The 17,143-nt window shown below is 68.7% G+C and carries 18 protein-coding genes; 9 read left to right on the plus strand and 9 right to left on the minus strand.

Going from position 1 to position 17,143, the window contains the following annotated elements:
• Positions 1 to 44: 44 nt before the first annotated feature.
• On the minus strand, positions 45 to 1,166 hold the full coding sequence (femX, locus tag OHN19_RS21515; protein ID WP_020134135.1) for a peptidoglycan bridge formation glycyltransferase FemX: 1,122 nt from the start codon (positions 1,164 to 1,166) through the stop codon (positions 45 to 47).
• Positions 1,167 to 1,345: 179 nt separating this feature from the next.
• A complete protein-coding gene (locus OHN19_RS21520; protein ID WP_037707238.1) occupies positions 1,346 to 1,660 on the minus strand; it encodes a hypothetical protein in 315 nt (104 codons plus the stop codon).
• 263 nt (positions 1,661 to 1,923) lie between these two features.
• Here OHN19_RS21520 and rpsF point away from each other — a divergent pair, with 263 nt between their 5' ends.
• From rpsF to rplI, 4 genes are all read left to right on the plus strand, one after another.
• Positions 1,924 to 2,214 (plus strand): 30S ribosomal protein S6, encoded by a 291-nt coding sequence (gene rpsF / locus OHN19_RS21525; protein WP_007383258.1) that lies wholly within the window; start codon positions 1,924 to 1,926, stop codon positions 2,212 to 2,214.
• Positions 2,215 to 2,289: 75 nt separating this feature from the next.
• Complete coding sequence (locus tag OHN19_RS21530; protein ID WP_330265753.1) at positions 2,290 to 2,889, plus strand: single-stranded DNA-binding protein; 600 nt, start codon at positions 2,290 to 2,292, stop codon at positions 2,887 to 2,889.
• Between the two features lie 57 nt (positions 2,890 to 2,946).
• Positions 2,947 to 3,183, plus strand: a complete 237-nt coding sequence (gene rpsR, locus OHN19_RS21535; protein ID WP_003949403.1) for a 30S ribosomal protein S18 — start codon at positions 2,947 to 2,949, stop codon at positions 3,181 to 3,183.
• Positions 3,184 to 3,201: 18 nt separating this feature from the next.
• Positions 3,202 to 3,648 carry a 50S ribosomal protein L9 gene (gene rplI, locus OHN19_RS21540; RefSeq protein ID WP_020134131.1) on the plus strand — a complete coding sequence of 149 codons (447 nt, stop codon included), beginning with the start codon at positions 3,202 to 3,204 and terminating at the stop codon, positions 3,646 to 3,648.
• Positions 3,649 to 3,806: 158 nt separating this feature from the next.
• Here the strand turns inward: rplI and OHN19_RS21545 are convergent, their stop codons facing one another.
• Entirely contained in the window at positions 3,807 to 5,144 is a 1,338-nt protein-coding gene (locus OHN19_RS21545; RefSeq protein WP_330265754.1) for an MATE family efflux transporter, read from the minus strand.
• Positions 5,145 to 5,604: 460 nt separating this feature from the next.
• On the opposite strand from OHN19_RS21545, the gene dnaB reads away from it, so the two are divergent.
• Entirely contained in the window at positions 5,605 to 7,080 is a 1,476-nt protein-coding gene (dnaB, locus tag OHN19_RS21550) for a replicative DNA helicase (RefSeq protein ID WP_330265755.1), read from the plus strand.
• 84 nt (positions 7,081 to 7,164) lie between these two features.
• Positions 7,165 to 8,550, plus strand: coding sequence for a serine hydrolase domain-containing protein (locus tag OHN19_RS21555; RefSeq protein WP_330265756.1), 1,386 nt, complete (start codon positions 7,165 to 7,167; stop codon positions 8,548 to 8,550).
• Between the two features lie 12 nt (positions 8,551 to 8,562).
• Here the strand turns inward: OHN19_RS21555 and OHN19_RS21560 are convergent, their stop codons facing one another.
• On the minus strand, positions 8,563 to 9,015 hold the full coding sequence (locus OHN19_RS21560) for a GNAT family N-acetyltransferase (protein ID WP_330265757.1): 453 nt from the start codon (positions 9,013 to 9,015) through the stop codon (positions 8,563 to 8,565).
• Between the two features lie 129 nt (positions 9,016 to 9,144).
• Here OHN19_RS21560 and OHN19_RS21565 point away from each other — a divergent pair, with 129 nt between their 5' ends.
• Complete coding sequence (locus OHN19_RS21565) at positions 9,145 to 10,353, plus strand: MFS transporter (RefSeq protein WP_330265758.1); 1,209 nt, start codon at positions 9,145 to 9,147, stop codon at positions 10,351 to 10,353.
• 71 nt (positions 10,354 to 10,424) lie between these two features.
• Here the strand turns inward: OHN19_RS21565 and OHN19_RS21570 are convergent, their stop codons facing one another.
• Positions 10,425 to 11,291 carry a GNAT family N-acetyltransferase gene (locus OHN19_RS21570; protein ID WP_330265759.1) on the minus strand — a complete coding sequence of 289 codons (867 nt, stop codon included), beginning with the start codon at positions 11,289 to 11,291 and terminating at the stop codon, positions 10,425 to 10,427.
• A 230-nt stretch (positions 11,292 to 11,521) separates the two neighbouring features.
• On the opposite strand from OHN19_RS21570, the gene OHN19_RS21575 reads away from it, so the two are divergent.
• Together OHN19_RS21575 and OHN19_RS21580 are read left to right on the plus strand one after the other, a co-directional pair.
• On the plus strand, positions 11,522 to 12,154 hold the full coding sequence (locus OHN19_RS21575) for an HAD family hydrolase (RefSeq protein ID WP_330265760.1): 633 nt from the start codon (positions 11,522 to 11,524) through the stop codon (positions 12,152 to 12,154).
• A gap of 216 nt (positions 12,155 to 12,370) precedes the next feature.
• A complete protein-coding gene (locus tag OHN19_RS21580; RefSeq protein WP_330265761.1) occupies positions 12,371 to 13,765 on the plus strand; it encodes a globin domain-containing protein in 1,395 nt (464 codons plus the stop codon).
• Between the two features lie 14 nt (positions 13,766 to 13,779).
• Here OHN19_RS21580 and OHN19_RS21585 read toward each other — a convergent pair whose 3' ends face one another.
• From OHN19_RS21585 to OHN19_RS21600, 4 genes are all read right to left on the minus strand, one after another.
• Entirely contained in the window at positions 13,780 to 14,262 is a 483-nt protein-coding gene (locus OHN19_RS21585; protein ID WP_330265762.1) for an NUDIX hydrolase, read from the minus strand.
• An 88-nt stretch (positions 14,263 to 14,350) separates the two neighbouring features.
• The gene (locus OHN19_RS21590; protein WP_330265763.1) at positions 14,351 to 15,271 is read right to left on the minus strand and encodes a LysR family transcriptional regulator; all 921 of its coding nucleotides are present in this window, start codon (positions 15,269 to 15,271) and stop codon (positions 14,351 to 14,353) included.
• A 238-nt stretch (positions 15,272 to 15,509) separates the two neighbouring features.
• Entirely contained in the window at positions 15,510 to 16,649 is a 1,140-nt protein-coding gene (locus OHN19_RS21595; protein ID WP_330265764.1) for a cystathionine gamma-lyase, read from the minus strand.
• Positions 16,646 to 17,137, minus strand: a complete 492-nt coding sequence (locus OHN19_RS21600; protein ID WP_330265765.1) for a low molecular weight protein-tyrosine-phosphatase — start codon at positions 17,135 to 17,137, stop codon at positions 16,646 to 16,648. The genes OHN19_RS21595 and OHN19_RS21600 overlap by 4 nt, the downstream gene beginning before the upstream one ends.
• Positions 17,138 to 17,143: the final 6 nt, after the last annotated feature.

The raw sequence follows: 17,143 nt of genomic DNA on the forward strand, positions 1-17,143 counted from the left end.
GGTGTATCAGAGGTGTGCGAACTATTGAAGCGAAGAACGCGACGTCAGCGGCGCGACATGTAGATGTCGAGCGCCTTGTGGAGCAGCTTGTTGAGCGGGAAGTCCCACTCGCCGAGGTACTCGGCCGCCTGGCCGCCCGTGCCCACCTTGAACTGGATCAGGCCGAAGAGGTGGTCGGTCTCGTCCAGAGAGTCGGAGATGCCCCTCAGGTCGTAGACAGTGGCGCCGAGCGCGTAGGCGTCGCGCAGCATCCGCCACTGCATCGCGTTCGAGGGCCGGACCTCACGCCCGATGTTGTCGGAGGCGCCGTAGGAGTACCAGACGTGCCCGCCGACGATCAGCATGGTCGCGGCCGACAGGTTCACGCCCTCGTGCCGGGCGAAGTACAGCCGCATCCGGTTCGGGTCCTCGGTGTTGAGGGCCGTCCACATCCGCTGGAAGTACGACAGCGGGCGGGGCCGGAAGTGGTCACGGACCGCCGTGATCTCGTACAGCCGCTGCCATTCCTCAAGGTCCTGGTAGCCGCCCTGGACGACCTCGACGCCGGCCTTCTCGGCCTTCTTGATGTTGCGGCGCCACAGCTGGTTGAAGTTCTTGTGGACCTCTTCCAGGGAGCGGTTCGCGAGGGGCACCTGGTAGACGTAGCGCGGCTGGACGTCACCGAAGCCGGCTCCCCCGTCCTCGCCCTGCTGCCAGCCCATCCGGCGGAGCTTGTCGGCGACCTCGAAGGCGCGCGGCTCGATGAAGTCGGCCTCGATGTCCCGCAGCCGCTTCACGTCCGGGTTCTGGATGCCCGCCTTGATGGAGGTGGCCTCCCAGCGCCGGATGATCACCGGCGGGCCCATCTTCACGGAGAAGGCGCCCTGGTGCTTGAGGTGCGCGAGCATCGGTTCCAGCCACTCGGTCAGATTCGGCGCGAACCAGTTGATGACCGGGCCCTCGGGCAGATAGGCGAGGTAGCGCTTGATCTTGGGCAGCTGACGGTAGAGGACGAGACCCGCGCCGACCAGTTCGCCGGTCTTCTCGTCGAACCAGCCGAGGCTCTCGGAGCGCCACTCCGCCTTGACGTCTGCCCAGGCCGGAACCTGCATGTGGCTCGCCGACGGCAGGCTCTGGATGTATGCCAGATGCTGCTCGCGACTGATCGTCCTCAGGGTCAGGCTCATTCGGGGCGCTCCTCGGGCTGGTGTGTCCCCATGGGTACAGGGGCTCCGGCTCTCGCGCCGAAGCCTACTGCGCCTGGCGAGCGCCCTGACTGGGCGTACGGAACCTGCGCCCCGGCTCAGAGGCCGCCGGGGCGTTCCGCGGTGCTTTGGGTGGTGTTGAGGGGACGGTGCCCGTGGCGTCAGTTGATGACCCCGCCGAAGAGGCCGCCGTGCGCCATGCCGAGGAAGAAGCCGACCGCGGCGGCGCCGAGACCGAGGATCAGTCCGAAGCGCTCCCTGGTCGTCTCCGAGATCCACTGGCCGTACGCGCCGGTGAGGATGCCCACCAGGCCGGTCCAGGAGCTGAGCAGGTGCAGGTTGTGGAACATCGCCGAGACGAACGCCGTGATGCCCAGCACCAGGGTCACCGCGAGCAGCGTGTCCTGGAGGGGGTGGGGCTTTCCGTCCGTGGCGAAAAGGCCTCCGGCGGTGTTGGGTCGCATTGCCTGTGCCATAGGGCACCTCCTGCGGAAGGCGGCGCATCGTAGCGCCATACACACCCGATGTGTACAGAGTGACGGTCCCCGAGGCCGGATTTCAACCGGAAGCCGGTGTGCGGGTAGTCTGTACCGTCTGCAAGGTGTCTGCCCATGTCACGACCGGGTCTACCGCGAGGGAGCCCCGATTGTCAGTGGCGGCCGATACCGTTGCGTACGCATCACAACCCTCCTGCCACGGAACGACCGTGGCCGCTGAGTCCAAAGGAGGTGGGTTCCACATGCGTCACTACGAGGTGATGGTCATCCTCGACCCCGATCTGGAGGAGCGCGCTGTCGCCCCCCTGATCGAGAACTTCCTCTCCGTCGTCCGTGAGGGCAACGGCAAGGTGGAGAAGGTCGACACCTGGGGCCGTCGTCGGCTCTCGTACGAGATCAAGAAGAAGCCCGAGGGCATCTACTCGGTCATCGACCTGCAGGCCGAGCCTGCGGTCGTCAAGGAGCTCGACCGCCAGCTGAACCTGAACGAGTCGGTCCTCCGGACCAAGGTCCTCCGCCCCGAGACCCACTGAGCTTCCGCTCAGTCGATCTCGGGATCCGAGTAGCAGCAACCAAGCAGCCAGAGCAAACCCGCCGAGAGGTTCCCCATGGCAGGCGAGACCGTCATCACGGTCGTCGGCAATCTTGTCGACGACCCCGAGCTGCGCTTCACCCCTTCCGGTGCGGCGGTCGCGAAGTTCCGTGTCGCGTCCACCCCCCGCACCTTCGACCGTCAGACCAATGAGTGGAAGGACGGCGAGAGCCTGTTCCTGACCTGCTCGGTCTGGCGTCAGGCGGCGGAGAACGTCGCCGAGTCGCTCCAGCGAGGCATGCGCGTCATCGTGCAGGGCCGGCTGAAGCAGCGGTCCTACGAGGACCGTGAGGGCGTCAAGCGCACGGTCTACGAGCTGGACGTCGAGGAAGTCGGCGCCAGCCTGCGCAGTGCCACGGCCAAGGTCACCAAGACCGCCGGCGGTGCCGGCCGCGGTGGCCAGGGCGGTTACAGCGGCGGTGGCGGTGGCGGCCAGGGTGGCGGCGGCTGGGGCGGTGGCTCCGGCGGCGGTCAGCAGGGCGGCGGCGCTCCCGCCGACGACCCGTGGGCGACCGGCGCTCCCGCCGGTGGCAACCAGGGCGGCGGCGGTGGCGGCGGCTGGGGTGGAAACTCCGGCGGCGGTGGCGGCGGCTACTCGGACGAGCCCCCCTTCTAGGCCTCGGGCCGAGGGGTGGGTCGTACCCACACTTCTTGATCACACAGGAGAAACACCATGGCGAAGCCGCCTGTGCGCAAGCCTAAGAAGAAGGTCTGCGCTTTCTGCAAGGACAAGGTCACGTACGTGGACTACAAGGACACGAACATGCTGCGGAAGTTCATTTCCGACCGCGGCAAGATCCGTGCCCGCCGCGTGACCGGCAACTGCACGCAGCACCAGCGTGACGTCGCCACGGCCGTCAAGAACAGCCGTGAGATGGCGCTGCTGCCCTACACGTCCACCGCGCGATAAGGGAAGGGTGACCGACACATGAAGATCATCCTCACCCACGAGGTCTCCGGCCTCGGTGCCGCGGGCGACGTCGTCGACGTCAAGGACGGTTACGCTCGCAACTACCTGATCCCGCGGAACTTCGCGATCCGCTGGACCAAGGGCGGCGAGAAGGACGTCGAGCAGATCCGTCGTGCTCGCAAGATCCACGAGATCCAGACCATCGAGCAGGCCAACCAGGTGAAGGCCCAGCTCGAGGGTGTCAAGGTCCGCCTGGCCGTCCGCTCCGGCGACGCCGGTCGTCTCTTCGGTTCCGTCACCCCGGCCGACATCGCTTCCGCGATCAAGGCTTCCGGTGGCCCCGAGGTCGACAAGCGCCGCATCGAGCTGGGCTCGCCGATCAAGACCCTGGGCGCCCACGAGACGTCCGTGCGTCTGCACCCCGAGGTTGCCGCCAAGGTCAACATCGAGGTCGTCGCGGCCTGATCGCTGCGTTTGGCTAGAGCAGTTGGAAAGGGGCTGCACCTTCACCGGTGCGGCCCCTTTCGCACGCTCGGGGTGGCCCTTCGCCCGCCCGAACCGACTGTGGAACATGCGGTGTTTCACGTGAAACGTGACGGGCCGCGATGTTTCACGTGAAACGGTCAGCGAGTTGCGCCCGTGACGATCCAGCGCCCTGAGCGGGTTCGCCACCAGAGCGTCAGCATGCGGACTGCCATCATCAGCGTCATCGCCGCCCACACGGCCGTGAGGCCGCCGCCCAGCACCGGGACGAGCAGAGCGACCGGGGTGAACACGGCGAGAGTGACCACCATGGCCCAGGCGAGGTACGGTCCGTCGCCCGCGCCCATCAACACCCCGTCCAGCACGAAGACCACACCGCAGATCGGCTGGGAGAGAGCCACGATCACCAGTGCGGGCAGGGCGGCGTCCTTGACCGTGCCGTCACCGGTGAACAAGGGCAAGAGCAAAGGCCGGGCGAGCACGACCAGTACCCCGAGGGCGACACCTACCGTGATGCCCCACTCCACCATCCGACGGCATGCCTGGCGGGCGCCGTCCGTGTCACCGGCGCCCAAATAGCGGCCGATGATGGCCTGTCCGGCAATGGCGATGGCGTCCAGGGCGAACGCGAGCAGGCTCCACAGGGACAGGATGATCTGGTGGGCGGCGATGTCGGCGTCACCCAAGCGGGCCGCTACAGCTGTGGCGATCATCAGGATCGCTCTCAGGGAGAGCGTGCGGACCAGCAAGGGGACGCCGGCCTGCGCGGAGGCCCGGATACCGGCGGCGTCGGGACGCAGGGAGGCTCCGTGCCTGCGAGCGCCGCGGACGACGACCACGAGATAGGCGGCCGCCATGCCGCACTGGGCGATGACCGTGCCCCAGGCGGAGCCCGCGATGCCGAGATCGGCGCCGTAGACAAGGCCCGCGTTGAGGACGGCGTTGGCGACGAAACCCGCGACCGCCACATAGAGAGGGGTCTTGGTGTCCTGCAGTCCGCGAAGCACTCCGGTCGAGGCGAGCACCACCAGCATGGCGGGGATGCCGAGTGCCGAGATCCGCAGATAGGTGGTGGCGTAGGGAGCCGCGGTGTCGGATGCGCCGAAGAGTTCCACGATCGACGGTGCGGTGGGAAGGACGACCGCGATGACAGCGGCACCGAGCAGCAGCGCGAGCCAAATGCCGTCCATGCCCTGGCGGATGGCGGCCTGGAGGTCCCCCGCTCCGACGCGCCGGGCGACGGCGGCCGTGGTGGCGTAGGCGAGGAAGACGAAGACGCTGACGGCCGTCATGAGGAGGGCCGAGGCGATGCCCAGGCCGGCGAGTTGCGCGGTCCCCAGATGGCCGACGATCGCGCTGTCGGCCATCACGAAGAGGGGTTCGGCGACGAGCGCGCCGAAGGCCGGAACGGCGAGTGCGACGATCTCACGGTCGTGCTGTCGACGAGTGGCCTTGGGGGTCGCGGACGCCTGTGTCATGTGCACCAATCTAATCGTCCACAGGTAATAGATGCAATGCTCATTAGACCATTACTCGCGTTCGCGCGGTGTGCGGCACTGTGAACAGTTCGAACTGATCTTGAGCCGACCGGGGAAGTTTTTCTTCTGCACAGCCGGTGGACGGCGAATGTGCAGGTCAGAAGGGATCCTCGGGAAGGGGGAGGAGCTTGTTCACAGGCCTGTCCACCGGGTCGTGCACAGGTTTTGCGGAGTTCTCCACAGCATCCGGGCCGTCGTCCACATGGCCTGTGGATAACCAGATTGGCTGACGGTGCCCGCGGGCCTACGGTGGTCCGGCGCCCGCTCCGTCTGTCGGCCCGGAAATCATCACAAACCCGACGCGCCAGAACCGGAGTTGGGCATCTCATTTGTCAGTGCCGTGCCGTAGAAATGAGAAGCACGGCGAGGGTCCGCTCGGCGGACGGGAGGAGGTGGCTCGGTGAGTATTTCCGAGCCCTTGGACGACCCGTGGGCCGACAGCGGGCCCAGTGATCGTCTGCCGTCCTCGCGCCGCCGTGGCGACGGGGGCCGGGGGCGCGACGAACAGCACGACCGCGGCAGGGACAGCGAGTGGGACGGCGGAGGCACGGCCTTCGAGCGGGTCCCGCCCCAGGACCTGGACGCCGAACAGTCCGTCCTCGGCGGCATGTTGCTGTCCAAGGACGCCATCGCGGACGTCGTCGAGGTCATCAAGGGCCATGACTTCTACAAGCCCGCCCACGAGACCATCTTCCAGTCGATCCTGGACGTCTACGCCAGGGGCGAGCCGGCCGACCCCATCACGATCGCCGCCGAGCTCACCAAGCGCGGCGAGATCAACAAGGTGGGTGGCGCATCGTATCTGCACACCCTGGTCCAGACCGTCCCGACGGCGGCCAACGCCGAGTACTACGCCGAGATCGTCCATGAGCGCGCTGTGCTGCGCCGCCTGGTCGAGGCCGGTACACGCATCACGCAGATGGGATACGCGGCCGACGACGACGTAGACGAGATCGTCAACCGGGCCCAGGCCGAGATCTACGCGGTCACCGAGCAGCGCACCAGCGAGGACTACCTGCCGCTCGGCGACATCATGGAGGGCGCGCTCGACGAGATCGAGGCGATCGGCTCGCGCAGCGGAGAGATGACCGGTGTGCCCACCGGGTTCACGGACCTCGACTCGCTCACCAACGGCCTGCACCCGGGCCAGATGATCGTCATCGCGGCCCGTCCCGCGATGGGAAAGTCCACCCTGGCGCTGGACTTCGCCCGTGCGGCCTCCATCAAGAACAACCTGGCCAGCGTCATCTTCTCCCTCGAAATGGGGCGCAACGAGATCGCGATGCGGCTGCTGTCGGCCGAGGCGAGAGTGGCCCTGCACCACATGCGTTCGGGCACCATGACCGACGAGGACTGGACGCGTCTGGCCCGTCGGATGCCCGAGGTGTCCTCCGCGCCGCTCTACATCGACGACTCCCCGAACCTGTCGATGATGGAGATCCGGGCGAAGTGCCGGCGCCTGAAGCAGCGCAATGACATCAAGCTTGTGATCATCGACTACCTCCAGCTGATGCAGGCCGGTGGCTCCAAGCGCCAGGAAAGCCGCCAGCAGGAGGTCTCGGACATGTCCCGTAACCTCAAGCTCCTGGCCAAGGAGCTCGAGGTGCCGGTGATCGCGCTCTCCCAGCTCAACCGTGGACCCGAGCAGCGCACGGACAAGAAGCCGATGGTGTCCGACCTGCGTGAGTCCGGCTCCATCGAGCAGGACGCGGACATGGTGATCCTGCTGCACCGCGAGGACGCCTACGAGAAGGAGTCACCGCGCGCGGGCGAGGCGGACATCATCGTCGGCAAGCACCGTAACGGCCCGACGGCGACGATCACGGTCGCCTTCCAGGGCCACTACTCCCGCTTCGTGGACATGGCACAGACCTGACGAGTCCGAGAAGGTGATCGAGGCCCGTACGCCCCGCGCTGAATCAAGTCGACGGCCGAGGCCCCCGCGGGATGGACTGGGGGCATGACGTCATCTCAAGTAGAGCTGCTTCCCGGCACCCGCAGGGCGCTGCTGCATCGGATCGCCGTGGCCCAGGCCGAGGGGCGGGCGCCGTCGCTGGTCGCGGCGGTCGTGCGGGGCGGACAGACCGTGTGGCACGGGTCGCGTACCTCGGTGGACGGGCACGGCCCGGACGAGAACGTGCAGTACCGCATCGGGTCGATCACGAAGACCTTCACCGCCGTCCTCGTCCTGCGGCTGCGTGACGAGGGGCTGCTCGACCTCGGTGACCCGCTCGAGAAGCATCTGCCCGGCACCGGGGCGGGGGAGGCCACGGTTGCCGAACTGCTCGCCCACACCAGTGGACTGGCGGCCGAGTCTCCCGCGCCCTGGTGGGAACGCACCTCCGGCTCACTGCGTCCGGAACTCGCCGACGTGCTGGGCGAGCAGCCCTTCCTGCATCCGGTGGGGCGCCGCTTCCACTATTCGAACCCGGGCTACACCCTGCTGGGGGCGCTCGTCGAGAAGCTGCGCGGGGCTCCCTGGGAGGAGGTCCTGCGCCGTGAAGTGCTCGTGCCTCTGGGGCTCCAGCGCACGAGCGTTGATCCCGAAGCGCCGCACGCCGGCGGTTGGGCCGTACATCCGTGGGCGGATGTGATGCTGCCGGAACCCGCCGAGGATCTCGGGCGGATGGCTCCCGCGGGTCAACTCTGGTCCACCACGGCCGACCTGGCCCGCTTCGCGGTCTTCCTGGCGAACGGTGACGACCGGGTGCTGAGCGCGGAGACCGTGCGGGAGATGCGTACGCCCGCGGCTCCGGCGGGGACCGGGGATCTCGCCGACGGGGCCTCGTACGGGCTCGGGTTGCAGGTCCAGCACCGGGAGGGCCGGTTGCTGGTGGGCCATTCGGGCTCGCTGCCGGGCTTCCTGGCGAACCTGACGATCGGGGTGGCGGACGACGTCGCCGCAGTGGTGCTCGCCAACTGCACCTCCGGCCCACTGCTGTCCGTGGTCGGTGCCGACCTCGTACGGATCGTCGCCGAGGCCGAGCCCAGGATCCCCGAGCCGTGGCGTCCGATGCGCGAGGCCGACTCGCCCGCGCTGGAGTTGGCGGGGCAATGGTACTGGGGAACACACGGGTTCGCCCTGCGGCTGACGGCGGACGGACTCGCCTCGCTGGAGCCCCTGGCGGGTACCGGCCGTCGTTCGCGGTTCCGGGCCAACGGTGACGGCACCTGGACGGGACTGGAGGGCTACTTCCAGGGAGAGCTCCTGAAAGCCGTACGACGGCCGGACGGGGCCGTGGACCACCTCGACCTCGGTTCCTTCGTGTTCACCCGGCAGCCGTACGACGAGGAGGCCTCCGTGCCGGGAGGAGTGGACCCGCAGGGGTGGCGGGGCATCGGATAGTTGCCCGGGGGCCTACAGGGCGAGCTTGAACCCCACGTGCGAGGCCGTGAAGCCGAGCCGTTCGTAGAAGCGGTGGGCGTCCGTGCGGGTGTTGTCGGACGTCAACTGCACCAGTTGGCAGTGTTGGTTCCGGGATTCCTCGATCGCCCATTCGATGAGCCGGGTCCCCAGACCGCTGCCGCGTTCGTCGGTGTGGATGCGTACCCCCTCGATGATCGACCTGGTGGCACCGCGCCGGGACAGCCCTGGGACGACCGTGAGCTGGAGCGTGCCGACCACGCGGCCCTCTCGCACGGCGACGACCAGATGCTGGTTCGGGTCCGAGGTGAGGCGCTCCAGCGCGGCCAGGTAGGGGGTCAGGTCGCCCGGTGACTCGCGCTCGGCGCCGAGGGGGTCGTCGGCGAGCATCGCCACGATCGCGGGGACGTCGTCCGTTGCCGCGGGCCGAATTTCCAGATCTTCCATGGTCGCAGCCTATGCGGGGGCGAAGCAGGAGCCGACAGAGTAGCCATCGTTTGCATATATAGCGCGTGTGCAATTATTGTGTATGAGCGCAACATGCTCCTGCAATCGTCTGGGAAGGTGTCACCCCCCATGCCGCTCGCGCTTCTGGCTCTCGCCATCGGGGCCTTCGGAATCGGCACGACCGAGTTCGTGATCATGGGCCTGCTGCCCGAGGTCGCGGACGACTTCGGGGTCTCCATCCCCACCGCCGGGTTCCTGGTCACCGGCTACGCGCTCGGCGTCATGCTCGGCGCCCCGGTGATGACCGCGCTGGGCACCCGGGTCTCCCGCAAGCGGATGCTGATGCTGCTGATGGGGCTCTTCATCGTCGGCAACCTGTTCTCCGCCCTCGCCCCCGCCTTCAGCGTCATGCTGATCGGCCGTGTCGTCGCCTCCCTCGCCCACGGAGCCTTCTTCGGCATCGGCTCGGTCGTCGCCGCCGACCTCGTCGCCCCGGACAAGAAGGCCGGAGCCATCTCGATGATGTTCACCGGCCTGACCGTCGCCAACGTCGTCGGTGTCCCGCTGGGCACGCTGATCGGCCAGACCGCCGGCTGGCGCCTCACCTTCACGATCGTCGCGGCCCTCGGCGTGGTCGGCCTTCTGGGCATCGTCAGGCTCGTCCCCGACATGCCCCGGCCGGAGGGTGTGCGCCTGCGCCACGAACTGGCCGCCTTCAAGAACGTCCAGGTCCTGCTCGCCATGGCGATGACCGTTCTCGGCTTCGGCGGTGTCTTCGCCGCCATCACCTACATCGCGCCGATGATGACCCACGTCGCCGGATTCGCCGACGGCTCGGTCACCTGGCTGCTGGTCCTCTTCGGGCTCGGCATGGTCGGCGGCAACCTCGTCGGCGGCAGGTACGCCGACCGTGCGCTGATGCCCCTGCTGTACGTCTCCCTGGGCGCCCTGGCCGTCGTGCTCGCGCTCTTCACGTTCACCGCGCACCACAAGGTCCTGGCCGGCATCACCATCGCGTTCATCGGGGCCCTCGGCTTCGCCGCTGTGCCCCCGCTGCAGAAGCGGGTCCTCGACCAGGCGCACGCCGCCCCCACGCTCGCCTCGGCCGTCAACATCGGCGCCTTCAACCTCGGCAACGCCCTCTCCGCGTGGCTCGGCGGACTGGTCATCGCGGCCGGGTTCGGCTACACCGCCCCCAACTGGGTGGGCGCCGCCCTGGCCGCGGCAGCCCTGCTGCTCGCGTTCCTTTCGGCCGCGCTGGAGCGCAGGGAGAGTGCTCCCAGCGCTGTGGTGGCGGGTGCGACGCCCGCTGGACAGCGCACCGCCGTGCATCACTGAGCTGCCTGGCAGGCCACAGACGACGGCGCCGGTTCCCCGACTCGGGACCGGCGCCGTCGTACAGCTGTGACTCAGACCGCCGCCACGGTCAGCGGCGCGAACCGTCGGCTCCAGTCGCCCGGCAGCTCCGGGATCCCGTACGTCATCACCGCGTTGTAGGCGACGGGAGCCAGACCCCGCTCCTTGACCCACGCCCGCAGCTCTTCGTGCCGTACGTCGATGTCCGTGCGCAGGGGACGATCAGTGCCCGCGGCCAGGGACGCGAGGAGCGCCTGAGCTGTGGCGGTGTCACGGGCGACCAGCGGCCCCACGACATGGGTGTCCATGTTCGGCCAGGCGGCCGCGTATCCGATGATCCGGCCGTTCTCCTCGGCGACGTGCAACTGGTCGGCGAAGGCGGGCAACCGGGTGATGAGGTGCGTGCGATCAGTGCCGAGTACCTCCTCGTCGAGCTGCAGGATGGCGGCGAGATCCTCGGCCGTGGCCGCACGCGTGCTCACCGCGGGCGCGGGGCCGCCCGGCGTGAAGTGCCCCCTCAGCATCTCCGCCCGACCGGCGACCTTGAAGCCCAACTCCTCGTACAGCGGACGTCCATACGGCGTCGCGTGCAGTGTCAGCGGAGTGGTGCCCATCAAGGAGAGGACGTGCTGCATGAGCCGACGTCCGATGCCCTGCCGCGCGTGTCGTTCGGCGACCAACACCATCCCGATCGCCCCCAGGTCGGGTTGGCCGTACGGGCCGTACTCCGTGACCACGCACGCGGTGACGAGACCTCCCTCGGGGTCGTCGATGCCATAGCCCTTTCCGGCGGTGAGGAGGAAGCCCCACTTGTGTTCCTCACGCGGCCACCCCCGATCCTGGGACAGGTCGGCGCAGGCGGTGAGGTCGCGGAGCGTCAGACGGCGGATGGGCAGAGCGGCGAGAGAAGGAGTCGGCACGCAGGTCAGGCTGTCCGACGGGCGCACTCGGCGTCCACCTGTTTCCGAGGGGACGTACGAGCTTTTGGCCATGTCGTAGCCAAGCGCACACATGCGAACAGACGCCGGGTGTTTCACGTGAAACATCGGAGAACGACGACCATCCTGCGATCACCTGCGTTCTCGCGTCTCACCGTACTCATGTGCCACTGCCGCTGGGCCAGGGCGCATGTGCCATTAGCCTCGGGGCTGTGGCGAGACTTCATCTATTCGACCTCGACGGCACGTTGCTGCACGGGACCACCGCGCCTGTGGAGATCTCACGGCAGCTCGGACTCGAAGCCGAGGCAGTGGCGCTCGACCAGGCGATCGGAGCCGGGCTGATCGGCCCGCCCGAGTACGCGCGGCAGGTGTACGCACTGTGGGCGGCGCTGACCGAAGCACATGTGGTCGCGGCCTTCGAAAGCGCCCCGTGGCTGGCACGTATCCGTGACGTCTGGGCGGAAATCAGGGGACAGGGCGACTACTGCGCGGTGATCTCGCTCTCCCCGTCCTTCTTCGTGGAGCGACTCACCGGCTGGGGAGCCCATGCCGCACACGGCTCCCGCTTTCCGGCCGTTCCGTTCGTCGAACCCATGGATCCGGCCGGAGTGCTCAGCGCCGCGGCCAAAGTCCTTATCGCCGACCGGTTGTGTGCGGAGTTCGGGGTGACGCGGGCGGACTGTATTGCGTATGGCGACTCGTCCTCCGACAAGGACCTGTTCGGTGCGGTGCCGGTGTCCGTGGCGGTCAACGCCGACCATCATCTGTCCGAGATATCGACCCACTCTTACACCGGTATGGATCTGTGGGAAGCCTATGAATTGGTGCGCAAGGCCCGGTAATTACGGGGGACTTGTGTGCGAAGCGAAGACCGGTAGGGTCGACTCCGGTTCTTGTCCGTACAGGGGTGCGGCATCTCCGCGTGGCCGAGAGCGGGGCAATGCAGCCTAACGGGGCGGAGAGATCGAAGACCCGCATTTGTCGTTATGAGGCCACGCATCCGTACGCGGTGGGACGCTGCGGTGAGAGTACGAGGAAGTGCGCAGACCGACCGAAAGATGTTCGAGGCGAGGCACACCATGGACGCTCCGACCGCCATGTCGGGCGACAACGGCACTTCCGAGGGTGGCAGCGGCACTTCCGAGGGCGGGAGTGGCTGGTTCACTCCACAGACGGGACCGGAGGCCGCGACGGACGCCGAAGCAGCCCCGAAGAGCCGGCAGGCCGAGCCCGGCCCGGCGCCGTTGGGCGGGACACAAGCCCCGGCGCGGGCACTCGGGGCTCAGACGCACAGGCCCTCCTTCCGGCACTACGCCCACTTGCCCCAGAGCGATCAGCCGCCGTCCCCGGACGCCGTTCTCATCCGCCGGACCATGGCCGGGATAACCGACGTGGCCGACAAGGTCACCTCGTACTTCTACGCGCTGCTCTTCGTACGCCACCCCGATCTGCGCCCCTTGTTCCCCGCCGCCATGGACGCCCAGCGGGACCGCCTGCTCAAGGCGCTGCTGACCGCCGCAGAGCACATCGACAACACCCCGGTGCTCGTCGACTACCTCCAGAACCTGGGCCGGGGCCACCGCAAGTACGGCACCCGCCCCGAGCACTACCCGGCCGTCGGCGAATGCCTCATCGGCGCGCTGAGCAAGTACGCCCCCGGTATCTGGAACGCGGAGACGGAAGCGGCCTGGGTGCGGGCGTACACGACGATCTCGCAGGTGATGATCGACGCGGCGGCCGCGGACGAACTGCGCGCCCCGGCCTGGTGGTTCGCGGAGATCGTGGCGCACGACCTGAGGACCCCGGACGTCGCCGTGGTCACCGTCCGGCCCGACCAGCCCTATCCCTTCCTCGCCGGCCAGTACACGAGCCTGGAGACGCCGTGGTGGCCGCGCATATGGCGGCACTACTCCTTCGCCTCGGCACCCCGCTCGGACGGTCTGCTGTCGTTCCACGTGAAGGCCGTCCCCGCGGGCTGGGTCTCGGGCGCCCTGGTGCACCGCGCACGGCCCGGCGACATCGTCCGGCTCGGTCCGCCGACCGGATCGATGACCGTGGACCACACCACCGACAGCGGACTGCTGTGCCTGGGCGGTGGCACCGGCATAGCCCCGATCAAGGCGCTGGTCGAGGACGTGGCCGAACACGGCGCACGGCGGTCGGTCGCGGTGTTCTACGGCGCCCGCACCGACCACGACCTGTACGACATCGACACGATGCTCAGGCTCCAGCAGTCCCACCCCTGGCTGTCGGTCCGCGCGATAGTCGACGGGCAGGCCCGTCTCCAGCTGCCGGACGCCGTCCGCGAGTACGGCCCCTGGCACGAGTACGACGCCTACCTCTCGGGGCCGCCCGGGATGATCCGCAGCGGTGTGGACACGCTCAGGTCCATCGGGATCCCGTCCGAACGCATACGCCATGACTCCGTGGAGGAACTCGTCCTGGCGCAGTGAGACCCGGAAAGGGGTCAGCCCAGGTCCGGTGCGTGCATGGCCCGTACGCCCTCGATGTTGCCGTCCAGATAGTGCCGGAGGGAGAGCGGGACGAGGTGCACGGAGGCGATCCCGACCCGGGTGAACGGCACCCGTACGATCTCGTACTCCCCGATGGGCTCGTCCACTTCGGGCCCGTGGCGCAGGGAAGGGTCCATCGACTCCAGGTGGCAGACGAAGAAGTGCTGCACCTTCACGCCGGTCGCACTGCCGCCCTCGCCGATGTGTTCGACGGTGTCCACGAAGCAGGGGACGACGTCGGTGATCTTGGCGCCGAGTTCCTCATACACCTCGCGGTGCAGGGCATCGACGACGGTCGTGTCTGTGGGCTCGACCCCACCACCGGGGGTCAGCCAGTAGGGATCCATGCCGGGCTTGGTGCGCTTGATCAGGATCAGGTCGTCACCATCGAGCAGAACGGCACGTGCGGTGCGCTTGACCACGGGTCGGACGGTCATGGGTGGAATGTGGCCCGGATGGTTCCACGTGAAACATCGCATCCGGTCACCAGCCGGGCTCACTGGGTGAACAGCGCGAAATGCCTGGTCAGCACCAGTCGGCAGCTGCCCGGAGCAGCCATTCGTGCGCCCGCGCGATATGCGGCATGGCCAGGGTCCCGGTGCGCACCACCAGGAAGTACGTCCGCAGCGGCGGCACGGCGGGCTCATGCAGCGCGACGACGTCACCGCGCTCCAGGGCGGGCGCACACAGATAGCGGGGCAGCACCGCGAGCCCGGCACCGGCGACCGCACAGGCGAGCACCGCGCGCAGGTCGGGCACGACCACGGTGCCCGGGGCGGCCGGGCGGGAGTCGAAGACGGAGGCCCAGTAGCGCGAGACGAAGGGGAGCGACTCGTGCACCTCGATCACGGGGATGTTCTCGAAGGCGGGCGCCCGTTTGTCTGCGGGAACGCTCTCCGCTGCCTCCTCTGAGCCGAGCTGACCGGCCCAGCCCGGGGCGGCGACCAGGACGTGCTCCTCGTCGCAGAGCGTGCTGGCGGTGAGCAGCGCGCCTCGCGGACGGGCCGTGCAGATGGCCAGATCGTGATGCCCGGCAGCGAGACCTTCCAGGGTCTCCTCGGCGTTCCCGAAGGACGCCCGCAGGGCGAAGCCCTGGCCGTCCTCGCCGGTCAGCTCGGTGAGCGCGGGCAGCGCGCGCTCGGCGGTGAACTCGGGAGGGCCCGCGAGGTGGAGGGTGCGCAGGGAGGACTCGTCGTCGAGACCGGTCTCGGTGATCTCCACCAGGGCGTCGAGATGCGGGGCGGCCTTGTGGGCCAGTTCGTCCCCGATGGTGGTCGGAGTCACGCCGCGGGCCTGCCGTAAGAACAGGGGGCGGCCCAACTGCCGCTCCAGGGTGCGGATCTGCGAGGTGACGGCCGGCTGGGACAGCCCCAGCAGCGCGGCGGCGCGGGTGAAGGAACCGGCCCGGTGCACCGTCACAAAGGTGCGCAGCAAGGCCAGATCCATGGCGACGCCTCCTCTTCCCTGCCCTTCTCCCGGCCTTGAGGCAGGGCCCAACTATAAATATGTCGATAGGTCTCTGTCGCTACTGTGATTGGACACTGACAGAGAGTCAACTAGCCTTGTTCGCGCGGTTCTTCGCGCGCGGAACCGGGGCGGTCCGAGCCACGAGGGGGGAGGCTCGGACCGCCCGTTGTAGGTAGTCGGACGTGGACGGACGTCCGTGAGGAAGCCGTGGAGACCGTCAGTCGGCCGACTCGTCCAGCGCCCGCAGCACATCCGCCACCAGGTCCTCGGGATCCTCGGCACCGACCGAGAAGCGGATGAAACCCTCCGGCACGTCGTCCCCGCCCCAGCGCCGACGCCGCTCGGCGGTGGAGCGCACCCCACCGAAGCTCGTCGCGTCGTCGACGAGCCGCAGCGCGTCGAGGAACCGGTCGGCACGCGCGCGCGTGGGCAGCGTGAAGGACACCACGCACCCGTAGCGGCGCATCTGCTGCGAGGCGATCTTGTGCGAGGGATCGTCGGGCAGCCCCGGGTAGCGCAGTCCCGTCACCTCGGGCCGGTCCCGCAGTGCCCGGGCGAGCACGAGCGCGCTCGCGTTCTGCCGGTCGACCCGCATCTGGAGCGTGGCGATCGAACGGTGCGCGAGCCAGGCCTCCATCGGCCCCGCGATCGCCCCGACGATCTTCCGCCAGCGGCGTACGGCGTCCATGGCCTCGCCCTCGCGGCCGGTGACGTACCCCAGCAGGACGTCTCCGTGCCCCGTGAGCTGCTTGGTGCCGCTGGCGACGGAGAAGTCCGCGCCGAGCTCCAGCGGGCGCTGTCCGAGGGGTGTGGCGAGTGTGTTGTCCACGGCGACAAGGGCTCCACGCGCGTGTGCCGCCTCGACGAGCCGCCGGATGTCGCACACGTCGAGCCCGGGGTTGGACGGGCTCTCGATCCACAGCAGCCGTGCGCCGTCGAGGACGTCCAGCTGGGCGTCGCCGCCGGTCGGGGCGGTGCGCACCTCGATGCCGTACGCCTCCAGTTGCGCGCGGACGAGGGGCAGCACCTGGTAGCCGTCGCTCGGCAGCACGACCGTGTCCCCGGCGCGCAGCTGGGAGAAGAGGACGGCGGAGATGGCGGCCATGCCCGAGGCGAAGACCAGCGTCTCCACGCCGTCCTGCCCGGGTGCCTCCAGCTCGCCGATGGCGCGCTCCAGCAGGCTCCAGCTCGGGTTCGTGTCGCGGCCGTAGGTGTACGGGCCGTCGACCTCCCCCGGCAGGTGGAAGTGGGCGGCGAAGGCCGGACCGGGCAGGGTCGGTTCGTTCTTGACCGCCTCGGGCAGTCCGGCACGCACCGCGCGGGTGCCCTCTCCCCTGTCCGCAGCCCTGTCGCTCATGCCACCTGTCCCTTCGCCCGCTCGCGCACCTCGGCGAGCAGACCCCCGCTCGCCGCCTCCACCATCTCAAGGCACTCCTCGAAGCCGTCCAGGCCCCCGTAGTACGGGTCGGGAACGTCGAGGTCGTCGCCCGCGTCGGGATCGTACGAGCGCAGCAGCCGCACCTTCTCGGCGTCCTCCGGGGTGGGGGCGAGGAGCCGCAGGGTCTTGAGGTGGCCGGCGTCGAGGGCGATGACGAGGTCGAGGCGGGAGAACCAGGACGACTGGAACTGGCGGGCCGTGTGGGCACCGTCGTATCCGTGCTCCTCCAGGACGGACACGGTGCGCGGGTCGGCGCCGTCGCCCTCGTGCCAGCCGCCGGTTCCGGCGCTGTCGACCTCGACCAGGTCGTCCAGGCCGGCCTCCGCCACGCGGGCGCGGAAGACCGACTCCGCCATCGGGGAACGGCAGATGTTGCCGGTGCAGACGAAACAGACTCGGTAGGTCATGCCTCC

It is taken from the genome of Streptomyces griseorubiginosus, from assembly GCF_036345115.1.
Classification (GTDB): Bacteria; Actinomycetota; Actinomycetes; order Streptomycetales; family Streptomycetaceae; genus Streptomyces; species Streptomyces griseorubiginosus_C.